The organism is Catenulispora pinistramenti (assembly GCF_018274385.1).
GTDB lineage: Bacteria > Actinomycetota > Actinomycetes > Streptomycetales > Catenulisporaceae > Catenulispora > Catenulispora pinistramenti.
Genome location: NZ_JAAFYZ010000274.1, coordinates 1 through 12,423, shown reverse-complemented (window position 1 = coordinate 12,423; position 12,423 = coordinate 1). Strand labels below are relative to the sequence as shown.

The following is a 12,423-nucleotide window of genomic DNA, read 5'->3' as shown; positions in this document are numbered from 1 at the left end:
ACACCCCAACCGCAACCCGGCCCGCAAACTCCACCTCCCAGCAAACTCCATCCCCCCGCGAACTCCACCCCCAACGGACCCGCACCCGAACCCGGTCGCCCGAAGCGCCGCTAGCGTCCAGCGAGAATCACCAGCGCGGCAGTGAACCCGACCTCCACAAGTGCTCCCAACACATCGCCGGTGATGCCGCCGAACCGGCGGATCGTGTGGCGCAGCAACACCGCCGACACGCCGACGCCCAGCACGACCGCCGCCGACCACAGCAGCCAGCGTGCCCCCTGGCTCACGCAGACCCCTGCGACACCCGCTGTGACCAGCGCGCCGATCGACGCCACGCCGATCGCTACCCGTGACACGCTCCCCGCGACCCACGCCCCGAGGCCGTCGGGCCGGGCTGAGGGCACGCCGGGACGGCAGGCCCAGGTCACGGCGAGGCGGCCTGCGACGCAGGCCACTGCGATCGCGCACGCCCCGTACCACGCGCCGTGCCGCCCCCACGCGGCCGCGAGTAGCAGCACCTGCCCGAGGAGCGCCAGGACCAGCGTGATGACGCCGAACGGGCCGATGTCCGAGGCCTTCATAATGCGCAGCGCGTCCGGCGCGGGCTTGGCCGAGCCCAGGCCGTCGGCGGTGTCGGCGAGTCCGTCGAGGTGTAGTCCGCGAGTCAGCGCCGCGAGCGTTGCGACCCCGGCGGCTGCCGCCACGATTGGGCTGGAGGTCCACCACCCCAGCCCCGCACCGACCGCTCCCGCAGCCGCTCCGAGCACGCCGCCGACCACCGGCGCGTAAGCCATCGCCAGTCCGGCGACCGTTCGATCGACCTGCGACGGCGGGCCGACTGGAAGCGCTGTCAGGGTCGAGAAGGCGAGGCGGAGGGCACTGGCTGACCGGCCGCCGAACCCCGTCACACCCGTGACCGCAGCACCGGCTCCGGGATTCCGGCCTCGTCGAACGTCGCCAGTTCCGTCGCCAGCGCGGCGGCCGCCTTCAGCATCGGCAGCGCCAGTAGCCCGAGGGCGCCTTCGGACTGGCGGACGTCGTAGCCCTCGACCAGCGGTTCCAGGGACAGGCGGTCCAGGGCCGAGCGGTGCGCGGGTTCCGGGGACAGGGCGCCTGCCAGCAGCCACTGCGGGGAGCGGTAGGCGATGCGCTGGACCAGCATTGCGCAGGACGTGGTGGTGACGCCGTCCAGTAGCACCGGAACGCGCCGGATCACGGCCTGGAGCAGGAAGCCGGTCAGGGCGGCGAAGTCGCGGCCGCCGATCTTGGCCAGTAGTTCCAGCTGGTCGCCGAGGACCGGGCGGCCCCGGCGCATCGCGTCGCGGACGGCTGCGCACTTGCGCATCCACGCGGTGTCGTCCACGCCCGAGCCGCGGCCGGTGACGGCGGCGGCGTCCTTGCCGGTCAGGACGCCGGCCAGGACCGAGGCCACGGTGCTGGCACCCACCCCGACCAGGGCCGGGATCAGGACGTCGGCGCCGGAGTCGGCCTCGGCGTCGGCGACGGCCATACCGAGGCGGAAAGCGTGCTCGATCTGCTCGCGGGTGGCCGCGTCTTCCTTGTCGACGCGGCCGGACGGGCTGCCGACCGAGACGTCGACCACACGCACGGTCGCGCCGTGCAGCCGGGCCAGTACGCCGACCGCGCCGCCGCCGTCCTCGATCTGCTTCACCCGCGCCGCGGTGACGGCCTGCGCCTGGTCCGGCGCGGTGGCCGACACGCCGAGCGCGGCCACGCCGTGATCACCGGCGAACACCACCACGCGGGCCCGCTCGATCGGCCGCGCCTCACCGCTGCCGCGCGCGCCGGCCAGCCAGATCGCCAGCTCCTCCAGGCGGCCCAGGCCCGCGGCCGGGACGGCCAGTGCGGCCAGCCGGGTCCGCATCTGGTCCCGCGCCGCCTCGTCGGGGCGCTCGGCCTGGTCGGCGAGCTGGTCGAGGTTCAGGGGCTCGGGGCCGGTCGCGGTGCCGGTCCCGCTGCCGTCTTCTGCGCTGGCTTCGGCGCCTGCTTCTGGGCCTGCTTCTGGGCCTGCTTTTGCGCCGGCTTCGCTCTCGGCGGCCGTCTCTGTGGCCGTCTCTGTGGCCTCGACGGGCTCGGGCTGCTCGGCCGGCTCGGGGGTGGGGTTCTCGGACGCGTCCATGGTGCGAACAGCCTAGCGGCGGCACCCTGTACGCGGGGAAGCCCTACTTCACCGCCACCGCGATCCCCGCCACCATCAGCACCACCGCGTCCGAAGCCGCCGCGATCCGCTGGTTCAACCGCCCCTGCTCGTCCCGGAACCGCCGCACCCCGGCGCTTTCCGGCACGATCCCGAGCCCCACCTCATTGCTCACCGCCAGCACTGGCGTGGTCACTCCGCGCCACGCGGCCTCCAGCTCGTCGAACCGCGCCGCCAGCTCCCGCTCCCCGCCGTCGCGCCACGCCTCGTCGTCCCACGCCCCGACCTCGTCCATCATCGCGGTCAGCCACAGCGTCAGGCAGTCCACCAGCACCGGCCGCGTCGCGCCGCGCAGCACTCCCGCGACGTCGGTCGTCTCCACCGTCGTCCACGAGGCCGGACGCCGCTCCCGGTGCCGCCGCACCCGGTCCGCCCAGTCGGCGTCGCCCTCGCGCCGGCCGCCGGTCGCGACATACAGCGCGCCGCCAGCCGAACCGTCCACCGAGCTGTCCACCGAGCTGTCCACCGAACCGCCGGCCGAACCGTGCGCCGCATCGTCAGCCAGGCGGGTGAGCCGCCGCTCTGCCTCGGCGGACTTCCCGGAGCGGGCGCCGCCAAGGATCAACGTGCGCGTTATGTTGTTCTGCGACGGCTGGGCAATTGAAGGGGTCAACACTGTGACTTTCATGTGGCGTTATGAGGACACCGCTGGCGGCGAGAAGGATACCGGGGCGAAACCGGAGGAGTTCTCCACGCAGTCCGACGCCGAGAGCTGGATCGGGGAGAACTGGAAGGAGCTGCTGGACGCCGGCGTCGACCAGGTCACGCTGCTGGAGGACGGCTCGGTCGTCTACGGTCCGATGTCGCTTCACCCGGTGGAGCAGTAGCCTCACCCGAGTCCGGCGGCCGACGGCAGCCGGGTATGAGAGGCCACCTTGCTGCGGCCGGCGTAGATGACGTCCATCACGACGTACTCGCCGGCCAGCACCGGTGGCACCCACAAACGTGAGTCGTCCCACATCCGGTCGTAAGGCAGCTCCGCCTCGGCCGACCATCCGGTAGCGATCTCCGCGCTCTCCTGCGGCTCCCCGGCGAACTCCGTGGCCGTGAAGCAGTGCAGCCGGATGTCGTCCCACTCCGGCACGTCGGGGAATCGGAACACCACCTCCGCGGCCGGCTTCAGGTCGCCCACCGCCACCGTCATCCCGGTCTCCTCCGCGACCTCCCGCGCGACCGCCTCCGCCGGCGTCTCCCCGGGCTCCAGCTTGCCGCCGGGGCAGTTGACCAGCCCGGCGCCGAAGCCGGTCTTCTTCAGCCCGACCAGAACTTCGGGACGGCCATCGGATCCGGTGCGCCGCAAGAGCGCGGAGGTGACGATCAGCACCCCGTGAGCTTAGCGGCGCCCGCCGATGTCACTCGTCCAGGTGATCAACGCGTGCGCCCCGCACGCCGATGCGATATTCAGGGGAACTCTTTTATGTGAGTGGATCGCAGGATCTGGTGAAGCTTCCGCGAAACTGGAACCGGCTGGTGCGCAAAGTCATGCGGCGCTGTGGACGGCGCTGCGAATGGAAGCACGCCCACTTCGGCGTCGGCTGCTCCCGCGAGGCCAGCATGGTCGTCCACGTCGGCAAGAAGGACGACCACTCCCTCGGCAACCTGCTCGGCCTGTGTACCTGGCACGCCGCGCAGAAGGCCGCGCTGGAGTGGGAGGCGAGCCGGTACGTCTCGATCAAGGTGCGGCCGCCTGACGAGGGCAAGAAGGGTAAGGACTAGCGGATTCTCAAGTCTCTCAAATCCTTCAGGGCGCGATCCAGAAGCAGGCCAAGCCGATCGCGAGCGCGCACAGATGGCCGATCGCCGTGAAATCCCGCCGGTTCTTGAACCAGCCGTAGCCGTAGAACGCGATCAGCACCACCAGATACGGCACCCGCCACGGCATCGGGATCCGGTACGCCAACACCGCCGCCGCGCCGGCCTGCGCATAGCTGACCCCGTAGTCCGACGTGGTCCGCTCCGACGCCGGAAGCCGCCCGGCCCGGATCTCCCGCGCCACCCACCCCTGGCTCAGCAGCGTGGCCCCGACGTGCGCCAGCCCGATCACCGACAGCCAGCGCCACGTGCCCAGCCAGTGCTCGGCCGGGGCGTGGAAGACGCTGTAGGTCACCAGGTAGAACCACCAACTCGTGCCCGCGGTGAAGAACAGGCTGGTGACCAGCACGTAGGGCGCGCGCCGCAGCTGCGTCAGGTTCGTGGAGTTCGTCTCCAACAGCTTCGCCGCCCGCTCGGCCGGCAGCCTCCTGACGTAGCGGGACGTGCCGAGCAGGGCGAGCAGCCACAGGTACGTGCCCGGGGCGTCCCGCAGGTAGTCCCATACGTCGCTCAGCACACTGTGACGATAGCCGGGCCGGGGGCCCTCGAACCCTCAGACGGTCAGCGGTCCGGATCCGGACTCTGCCGCGGCACCCCGGCCGCCCGATAGGCGTCCGCCTCGTCCAGCGACTCGTGTTCCATCAGCGCCGCCGCCAGCGCGTCCAGGCGCTCCCGGTTCTCGATCAGGGTCCGTACCGTCTTCTCGTAGCACTCCGCCACGATCCGCCGCACCTCGGCGTCCACCGCGTCCAGCGTCGCCGGCGCCGCCGACAGGCCGTAGGCCTGCGAGGCGTCGTCCGGGATCGCGGTCAGCCGGCCGATGCGCTCGCTCATGCCCCAGCGCCCGACCATGCCGCGGGCGATCGCGGTGACCTGCTCCAGGTCGCTCTCCGCGCCGGTGGTCACGTCCCCGTAGACCACCTGTTCGGCCGCGATGCCGCCGAGCGCGCCGCAGATCCGGCCGCGCAGGTAGTCCTCGGTGTGGGAGTAGCGGTCGTTCTCGGGCGTGGACAGCGTCACCCCGAGTGCCCGGCCACGCGGCACGATCGTCACCTTGCGGACCGGGTCCGCGCCGGGCTGGAGCATGCCGAGCAGTGCGTGGCCGCTCTCGTGGTAGGCGGTGCGGCGGCGGTCCTCCTCGGGGATCAGGACCGCGCGTTCGGCGCCGAGCTGGATCTTCTCCAGGGCGCCGGAGAACTCTGACGGGCCCACGTCCGTCCGGTGCCGGGCGACCGCCAGCAGCGCCGCCTCGTTGGCCAGGTTCGCCAGGTCCGCGCCGGTCATGCCCGGGGTCATGGCCGCGACCTGGCGCAGGTCGGCGTCCGGGGCCAGCGGGATGCGCCGGGTGTGGATCTTCAAGATGGCCTCGCGGCCGGCCCGGTCCGGCGGTCCGACCTGCACCACCCGGTCGAAGCGGCCGGGCCGGGTCAGCGCCGGGTCCAGGACGTCGGCGCGGTTCGTGGCCGCGACCACCACCACGCCCTCGCTGCCGGTGAAGCCGTCCATCTCGGTGAGGATCTGGTTCAGCGTCTGCTCGCGCTCGTCGTGGCCGCCGATCCCGGAGCCGCGGCCGCGGGCCCGGCCGATGGTGTCGATCTCGTCGATGAACACGATCGAGGGTGCGACCTTGCGGGCCTCGTTGAACAGCTCGCGGACCCGGGAGGCGCCGACGCCGACGATCATCTCGATGAACTCCGAGGCCGACGCCGAGAAGAACGGCACGTTCGCCTCGCCGGCCACGGCCCGCGCCAGCAGCGTCTTGCCGGTCCCGGGCGGGCCGGCCAGCAGCACGCCGCCGGGCATCCGGGCGCCCATCACCTGGAACGGCGCCGGGTTCTTCAGATAGTCGACGACCTCGGCCAGCTGCGCCTCCACCTCGTCGATGCCCGCGACATCGGCGAAGCTGGTCCGCTTGCCCTCCTCCGGCGCCACCGGCTTCGGCGGCCCGCGCCGGCCCAGCCCGCCCATCGCCCCGGCGCTCATCCGCCGTGCGATCAGCAGCCACAGGCCCAGCAGCAGCGCCACCGGGGCCAGCGAGATCAGCAGGTTGACCAGGAAGCTCTGCTGCTGCACCACGGGCTTGGCGGTGATCGTCACCCCGTTGGCCGACAGCTGCTGCCACAGCGGGTCCTCGGCCCAGGACGGGCGCTGCGTGTCGAACTTGACGTAGGTGTCGCCGCCGTCGTCCGGGACCGGCGCCTTCTCCTTCAGGTCGCCCTGGATGGCGTCGCCCTTGGAGTAGACCTCCTTGACGTTGTTCGCCGCCACCTGCTTGGTGAACTCGGTGTAAGGGACCTTCGTCGAGGAGGCCCCGTTGTTGAACAGCGAGAGCAGCAGATCGGTGACCAGGAACACCAGCAGCATGGTGAGCAGCAGCCGAGGCCACCCGCCGGGCACACTCGGCCCGCGCTGCGGCTTCTTCGGCGGCCCCGGCTCACCCGGCGGCGGCGTGCCCTCGGCGCGCCAGGGCTGGCCGGGGTCTTGGCGCGGCGGCACCGAGGGATCACTCACGGGGGATCAATCGGTCAGCCGGACAGCCTCCGAAACGCTAAAAGACCCGTACGGGTTAAAGTCAGCGCTAAAGCCGCACCCCGTTCCGTACCGAAACAAAGTGAATGCGGACCATGATGCGGAGCGCGGCGGCCATCGGCGTGGTCACCGCGGCGGCGATGACCGTCGGGACCATGTCCACGCTCGCGGCCCGGGCGGGCGCCCTCCCCACCCTGCCCACCGACGCCAGTGCCACCGGAACCGGCCAGGGCGTACGCGTCGACATCAGCGATGACACCCGTTCGGCCCACTCCGGCGACCTCGTCGACTACACGGTCCGCGTGGACAACGAGTCCCCGACCTCCTACCCGGCCCTCGAGGTCTACCACCTGCTCCCGCCCGGCTTCCAACTCGTCGACTCCAGCCCCCAGGCCGACCAGGAGGACGACACCCTCCGCTGGACCGCCAACGTCCCGGCCGGCCACACCCTGGTCTTCACCGACCAGGTGATGGCCGGCACCGTCGAAGAGTCCGAACACCTGGCCCCCCGCGTCCGCGACGCCAAGCCCGCCCCCACGACGCACCAGTTCACCTCCACCGCCTGCGCCAAGAGCTCCGCCACCGGCCCGGCCCTGGCCTGCGGCACCGTGCGCGAGCAACTGACCGACGGCCCCGACGCGGCCGCCGGCGCCACCGGAGCGAACGCGAAGCACTGGCAGCCGGGCCTGCTCGGGGTGGGCCTGATGGCGGCGATGTATGCGGCGTTCCGCGGGTTCTTTCGGAAGCGGCAGGATGCGGGCGGCGAAGAGGGCTGAGCTGCGAGGGCTGAGCTGCGAGGGCTGAGCCGCGTCTGCCGGTTTGGGGGCCTGAGCTGGCGGCGGCTGCGACTGTCGGCAGCGCCTGCTATATCTGTTCGATAAGGGGCGAATCATCTCAAGTCCTATGAGATGACCGCCCTACTCGCCGCCAGCCCCAACCCCAGCCCCCTCCTCACCCGGCACAACCTCCAACCGCGCAGTCGGCCGCAACGAAGCCCCGGCCAACACTCCCAAAGCAATCGAACCCACCGTGATCACCACATTCAGCAGCGTCTGCCACCCGGCCGAACTGTGCGCCACCAAAAGCTGCTGCACCCCCGACAACCCGTGCGCGCCGGGCACGACCATCCAGAACGCCGGCAGGAAGATCACCTGATCCGGGATCCTCGCCCGCTTCCCGATCCAGGACGCCGTCGGCACCAGCGCCATCCCGGCCACGAACGCGCCCAGCGCCTGCCCGCCGACCAGCGTCCCGACCGTCTGCACCACCCGGGTGGCCAGCAGCGCCACCGTCAGCCAGCCCAGTGAGCGGCTCGGCGCGTCGTGGTTCAGCGTGAAGCCGACCGCCAGCAGCAGCACCGAGACCCACCCGACCCACGCGCCGAGCGTGGCCGGGATCGGCGTGCCGACCTCGTGCGGGTGCACGGTGTCGACGCCGACCAGGATGCCCAGCGCCAGCATCATCAGCACGTTCAGCGCCCCGGCCAGCCGGGTCACCCCGGACAGCGTGGAGTTGGTGGCCAGTTCGATCGCGCCGAGGGTGAGCGCGGCGCCGGGCAGGAACCCGATCAGGGGCGGGATATAGAGGAAGCCCGGGTCTTGGTGCAGGATCGGCCCGGCGAAGCGCAGCGCCAGCGCGGTGACCATGATCGCGGCGGCCACCGGGAGCAGCGTCAGCAGGTTCGGCGCGTAGCGGCGCACCAGCCACTGCAAGACGCCGACCGCTGTGCCGGCCGCGATGTAGCCGGGGGCGGCGTTCCACGTCGGGTGCTGCAACATGCCCAGGGCCAGCGTGAGCAAGGCATAGCCGGAGATCGCGGTGGCCGGCTGGAACCGCCGCGGCAGGCTCTGCTCCTCGCGCAGCGCCTTGCGCACCTGGTCGAACGGCACCGCCTCGCCGAGCATCCGGTGCACCAGGTTCTGCAGCGCCTCGACCTGGTTCAGCTGCATCCCGACCGTGCCGACCGGCGCGAAGTCCAGCTCGCTGCCGGCGTCGCCGACCACCGCCTCGACCCGCACGAAGATCCCGGTGGGCAGGGCGAAGCAGCGGGCGTCCACGCCGTACCGGGCGGCGATGTCCACGATCTGGGTCTCGGCGTCGATCGTGTTCGCCCCGGACCGCAGGATCTCCGCGCCGAGGATGCTCAGCAGCCCGGCCAGCTGCCGCAGCCACTGCACGGTCGCCTGGTCCGCGGCCCGCACTCCCACCCGGCGGCGGTCGCGGAAGATGCCGCCGACGTTCTTCAGACCCTGCCACGCGGTGTCTATGCCCTTGTCGAGGGAGTCCATGGAACCGGCGAGCGCGTCGCCGAAGGCGCCGGCCCGCGCGGTTCCCCAGGTCGTCCCCGGCCGGACGCGTCGGATGCCGCCGAAGCGGCGACGGCCTTCGGGCTCCGGTTCCGGCTCCGGCTCGGGCTCCGACGATGGCTGATCCGGGTCCTGCGGCTGGTCAGAGTTCTGAGGCCGGCCCGGGCCCTGCGGTTGGCGCGGGTCCGGAGGCCGGCCCGGGGTGCGCGGCCGCTCCTGATCTTGCTGCCGCTCCTCGCCGTGTTGCTCGCCGTGCTCCTCGCCGTGCTGCTCGTCCTTGCGCTTCTTGAAGAAGGGCACGGCGCTCCTCCCGCTCCATGACACCGCGGCCGCCGCCGGGCGGGGCACAAAACCCCAACGACGGTACCCGATGCCGATCACGCCCGGATCACCCGTTCGGATGCGGTGCGGACGCGGGTGGCGGGCGTACGGGGTCAGATATCCGTGTGTTGAAGCTGATGCAGGAGAACGCGGTCCTCGCGCTGTTCGCATGTCTGGCGCTGGGCTACCTCGTCGGCAAGCTGCGGGTCGGGCCGATCACGCTGGGCGGCATCTGCGGGGTGCTGATCGTCTCGATGCTGCTCGGGGCGCAGACCGTCAACGGCAAGCACATCGCGGTGAACAGCGATGTGAAGAACATCATGTTCGCGCTGTTCATCTTCTCCCTCGGCTACATCGCCGGGCCCGGATTCGTGGCCAACCTCAATGCCAAGGGCCTGCGGTTCGGCGTGCTGTCGCTGATGGAGATGATCATCGTCCTGGTGCTGTCGGTCGGGATCACCAAGGTGGCGAACCTGGACACCGGCACCGGGGCCGGCATCCTGGCCGGCTCGGCGACCGAGTCCGCGGTCGTCGGCACCGCGCAGGACGCCATCAGCAAGCTGCCGGGCGTCACCCCGAGCCAGGTCACCACGCTGTCCGCGCACGTGGCCACCGCCTACTCGGTCTGCTACCTGTTCGGCCTGATCTCGATCGTCCTGCTGACCAGCCAGATCTTCCCGCGCATCATGGGCATCAACCTGGCCGAGGCCTCCCGCAAGCTGTGGGAGAAGATGCGCGGCGGCAACGCGGGGCTGGACTCCGACGAAGAGGCCTCGATGCCCAAGCTCGTCGGCCGGACCTACCAGATCACCAAGGGCGACGGCCTCACCGTGCAGGCGCTGGAGGACTCGGTCGGCGAGCACGCGTCCATCGAGGGCGTCAAGCGCGGCCGGAAGGTGCTGACCGTGGACCCGGCGCTGCACCTGTTGCTCGGCGACCGGGTGCTGGTGGTCGGCCGGCGCGAGTCTGTGATGAGCGCCGGGCACGAGCTGGGACCGGAGACCAACGCCGTCCCCGGCCTGGACAGCCCGATGCAGGCCCGGGAGCTGGTGGTCACCGACAAGAGCATCAACGGCAAGTCGGTCGACACCATCAACCAGGAGTACCCGGGCCCCACCGAGGGCGTCTACCTGACCGGCATCAACCGCCTCGGCAACGACCTGCCGGCCTCCGGCAGCACCGAGATCCACATCGGCGACACGCTGAACGTGGTCGGCATGAAGTCCAAGGTGGACCGGTTCCAGAAGGCGTTCGGCGCCAAGGTCCGCACCGAGAGCGCGGACTGGATCTACATCGGCCTGGGCCTGTGCCTCGGCGTCCTGCTCGGCGAGGTCGTGGTCCACCTCGGCTCGGCCAACCTGACCCTGGGCACCGGCGGCGGCTGCCTGATCAGCGGCCTGATCTTCGGATGGTTCCGTTCCACCAAGCCGACGTTCGGCGCCTATCCGCCCATCGCCGCCGCCACGATGAAGGACCTCGGGCTGGCGGTCTTCATCGCGGTCACCGGCCTGTCGGCGGGCCCGGACGCCGGCCCGCTGCTGAAGAAGTACCCGCTGCTGCTGCCGCTGTCCGGGATCGCGATGGTCCTGATCCCGGCCTTCCTCGGGCTGTGGATCGGCCGCAAGTTCCTGAAGATCGACAAACCGATCCTGATCGGCGCCATCGCCGGCCAGCAGTGCTCGACGCCGGCCATCACCGCGATCACCAACACCGCGCAGAGCAGCGTGCCGATGATCGGCTACACGATCACGTACACGCTCTCGAACTTCTTGCTACCGCTGACCGGACCGATCTTCGTCGGGGTGATCGGGCTGCACATGTAGCCGATCTCACAAATGCAGCAGCCACCGTCCCCCGGCCACCGCACACCCCAGCGCCACCAGCGCGAACACGAACAGCCACCCACCCGCCGGGAACCCGGTCAGCCGGTGCAGCTGGTCGGCGTCGGAGTCCCGGGCCCCGGTCCGGGCCCGCGTCCGGCTCAGCTCCAGCACCGGTTTCACCCCGGCCAGCAGCAGGAACCAGACCATCAGATAAGCGAAACCGGCCTGCACGTCCGTGTTCTTCGTCCACGACGCGGCGAACACCGCCGCCCCGGTGACGACCACGGTCAGCACCCCGTAGAAGTTGCGGATCTCCACCAGCAGCAGGGCCAGCAACAGCACGCTCACCCACAGCAACATCGTGATGTGCTGCGCCGCCAGCAGCCAGGCCGCGCCCAGCCCGATCAGGCTCGGCGCGGTGTACCCGGCGGCGACCGTCAGGATCATGCCCAGCCCGCGTGGCTTGCCGTAGGAGACCGTCACCCCGGACGTGTCGTGGTGCAGCCGCACCCCGGACAGCCGCCGGCCGCACAGCAGCGCCACGACGGCGTGTCCGCCCTCGTGCGCGATCGTCACGGCGTTGCGCGCTATCCGCCACACCGGCCGCCACAGCACCGCCACCAGCGCCACCGCACCGACCGCGAGGATCAGGTTTCGCGGCGGGTCGGGCTGAGTGCCGGTCACCCGGTGCCACACGTCGTCCAGGTTGGAAATGCTCATGCTCACGGCCACGCAGCCTCCCACGATTCGCCCGTTCGGCGGTACCCGTCGGGACAGGGCTGTGACGCGCCAGTGACGCTTGGGGCATGCTGAAGCGGGCGGCGCGGGGCGTCGAGAGCTACCTCCGCAGCGCGCCCGGCACCTACCTCTGGCTGCTGATCCTGCTGGTCACGACGGTGATCCTGATGCGCGCCAGCCCCCGCGCCGAGCACTGGATCCTGGAACGCCGCAGCACCAACATCCACTACCTGCTCGAGGACCCCCTGCGCGTCCTGATCCAGTCGGCCCTGTACATCGACGGCGGCAGCTACCTGTTCTACGTCGCGCTCTACACCCTCTTCCACGCCCAGGCCGAACGCTGGCTGGGCACCTGGCGCTGGCTGACGGTGGCGTTCGTCAGCCACGTGATCGCGACGTACGTGAGCGAGGGCGTGCTTGCCTGGGCGATCAACAACGGCACGGTGCCCGGGTACAAGCGGTACACGCTCGACTACGGCGTCAGCTACGCGCTGGCCGGGGTCATCGCGGTGCTGACGTACTGGTGGCCGCGCGGGTGGATGCGGTGGGTGTACGCGGGGTGCGTACTGATCTTCTACGGCGCGGCGATGCTGGAGGGGCGGACGTTCACGGACGTGGGGCACTTCACCGCCACGCTGGTCGGGCTGGGGTGCTACCCGCTGGTGCGGGGGCGGGT

Annotated in this window: 13 protein-coding genes; 5 read left to right on the top strand and 8 right to left on the bottom strand. The window is 71.1% G+C overall.

Annotation, left to right across the window (positions count from 1 at the left end):
- Positions 1 to 110: 110 nt before the first annotated feature.
- The 3 genes from KGQ19_RS43125 to KGQ19_RS43115 are packed head-to-tail and all read right to left on the bottom strand — an operon-like array spanning position 111 to position 2,831.
- Positions 111 to 908, bottom strand: coding sequence for an adenosylcobinamide-GDP ribazoletransferase (locus KGQ19_RS43125; protein ID WP_212020445.1), 798 nt, complete (start codon positions 906 to 908; stop codon positions 111 to 113).
- Positions 905 to 2,140 (bottom strand): nicotinate-nucleotide--dimethylbenzimidazole phosphoribosyltransferase, encoded by a 1,236-nt coding sequence (locus tag KGQ19_RS43120; RefSeq protein WP_212020443.1) that lies wholly within the window; start codon positions 2,138 to 2,140, stop codon positions 905 to 907. Before KGQ19_RS43120 ends, KGQ19_RS43125 begins: the two co-directional genes overlap by 4 nt.
- A gap of 43 nt (positions 2,141 to 2,183) precedes the next feature.
- Positions 2,184 to 2,831 carry a bifunctional adenosylcobinamide kinase/adenosylcobinamide-phosphate guanylyltransferase gene (locus tag KGQ19_RS43115; protein WP_230420333.1) on the bottom strand — a complete coding sequence of 216 codons (648 nt, stop codon included), beginning with the start codon at positions 2,829 to 2,831 and terminating at the stop codon, positions 2,184 to 2,186.
- 13 nt (positions 2,832 to 2,844) lie between these two features.
- Between KGQ19_RS43115 and KGQ19_RS43110 the strand changes: the two genes are divergently transcribed.
- Complete coding sequence (locus KGQ19_RS43110; RefSeq protein WP_228556063.1) at positions 2,845 to 3,045, top strand: hypothetical protein; 201 nt, start codon at positions 2,845 to 2,847, stop codon at positions 3,043 to 3,045.
- Positions 3,046 to 3,047: 2 nt separating this feature from the next.
- Here KGQ19_RS43110 and KGQ19_RS43105 read toward each other — a convergent pair whose 3' ends face one another.
- Positions 3,048 to 3,542, bottom strand: coding sequence for an 8-oxo-dGTP diphosphatase (locus KGQ19_RS43105; protein WP_212020441.1), 495 nt, complete (start codon positions 3,540 to 3,542; stop codon positions 3,048 to 3,050).
- A gap of 116 nt (positions 3,543 to 3,658) precedes the next feature.
- Between KGQ19_RS43105 and KGQ19_RS43100 the strand changes: the two genes are divergently transcribed.
- Positions 3,659 to 3,934, top strand: coding sequence for a hypothetical protein (locus KGQ19_RS43100; RefSeq protein WP_212020439.1), 276 nt, complete (start codon positions 3,659 to 3,661; stop codon positions 3,932 to 3,934).
- Between the two features lie 25 nt (positions 3,935 to 3,959).
- On the opposite strand, the gene KGQ19_RS43095 is transcribed toward KGQ19_RS43100, so the two are convergent.
- Together KGQ19_RS43095 and ftsH are read right to left on the bottom strand one after the other, a co-directional pair.
- Complete coding sequence (locus KGQ19_RS43095) at positions 3,960 to 4,547, bottom strand: rhomboid-like protein (RefSeq protein ID WP_212020437.1); 588 nt, start codon at positions 4,545 to 4,547, stop codon at positions 3,960 to 3,962.
- A 44-nt stretch (positions 4,548 to 4,591) separates the two neighbouring features.
- Positions 4,592 to 6,541 carry an ATP-dependent zinc metalloprotease FtsH gene (ftsH, locus tag KGQ19_RS43090; RefSeq protein WP_212020435.1) on the bottom strand — a complete coding sequence of 650 codons (1,950 nt, stop codon included), beginning with the start codon at positions 6,539 to 6,541 and terminating at the stop codon, positions 4,592 to 4,594.
- 113 nt (positions 6,542 to 6,654) lie between these two features.
- Here ftsH and KGQ19_RS43085 point away from each other — a divergent pair, with 113 nt between their 5' ends.
- Positions 6,655 to 7,335 (top strand): DUF11 domain-containing protein, encoded by a 681-nt coding sequence (locus KGQ19_RS43085; RefSeq protein WP_212020433.1) that lies wholly within the window; start codon positions 6,655 to 6,657, stop codon positions 7,333 to 7,335.
- Between the two features lie 141 nt (positions 7,336 to 7,476).
- Here the strand turns inward: KGQ19_RS43085 and KGQ19_RS43080 are convergent, their stop codons facing one another.
- Positions 7,477 to 9,165 (bottom strand): threonine/serine exporter family protein, encoded by a 1,689-nt coding sequence (locus KGQ19_RS43080; protein WP_212020432.1) that lies wholly within the window; start codon positions 9,163 to 9,165, stop codon positions 7,477 to 7,479.
- 149 nt (positions 9,166 to 9,314) lie between these two features.
- On the opposite strand from KGQ19_RS43080, the gene aspT reads away from it, so the two are divergent.
- Positions 9,315 to 11,009 (top strand): aspartate-alanine antiporter, encoded by a 1,695-nt coding sequence (gene aspT / locus KGQ19_RS43075; RefSeq protein ID WP_368862245.1) that lies wholly within the window; start codon positions 9,315 to 9,317, stop codon positions 11,007 to 11,009.
- 6 nt (positions 11,010 to 11,015) lie between these two features.
- Here the strand turns inward: aspT and KGQ19_RS43070 are convergent, their stop codons facing one another.
- On the bottom strand, positions 11,016 to 11,729 hold the full coding sequence (locus KGQ19_RS43070; protein ID WP_230420334.1) for a M50 family metallopeptidase: 714 nt from the start codon (positions 11,727 to 11,729) through the stop codon (positions 11,016 to 11,018).
- 86 nt (positions 11,730 to 11,815) lie between these two features.
- On the opposite strand from KGQ19_RS43070, the gene KGQ19_RS43065 reads away from it, so the two are divergent.
- Positions 11,816 to 12,423, top strand: a 608-nt coding sequence (locus tag KGQ19_RS43065) for a rhomboid-like protein (protein WP_212020428.1), incomplete at its 3' end; no start/stop codon positions are given.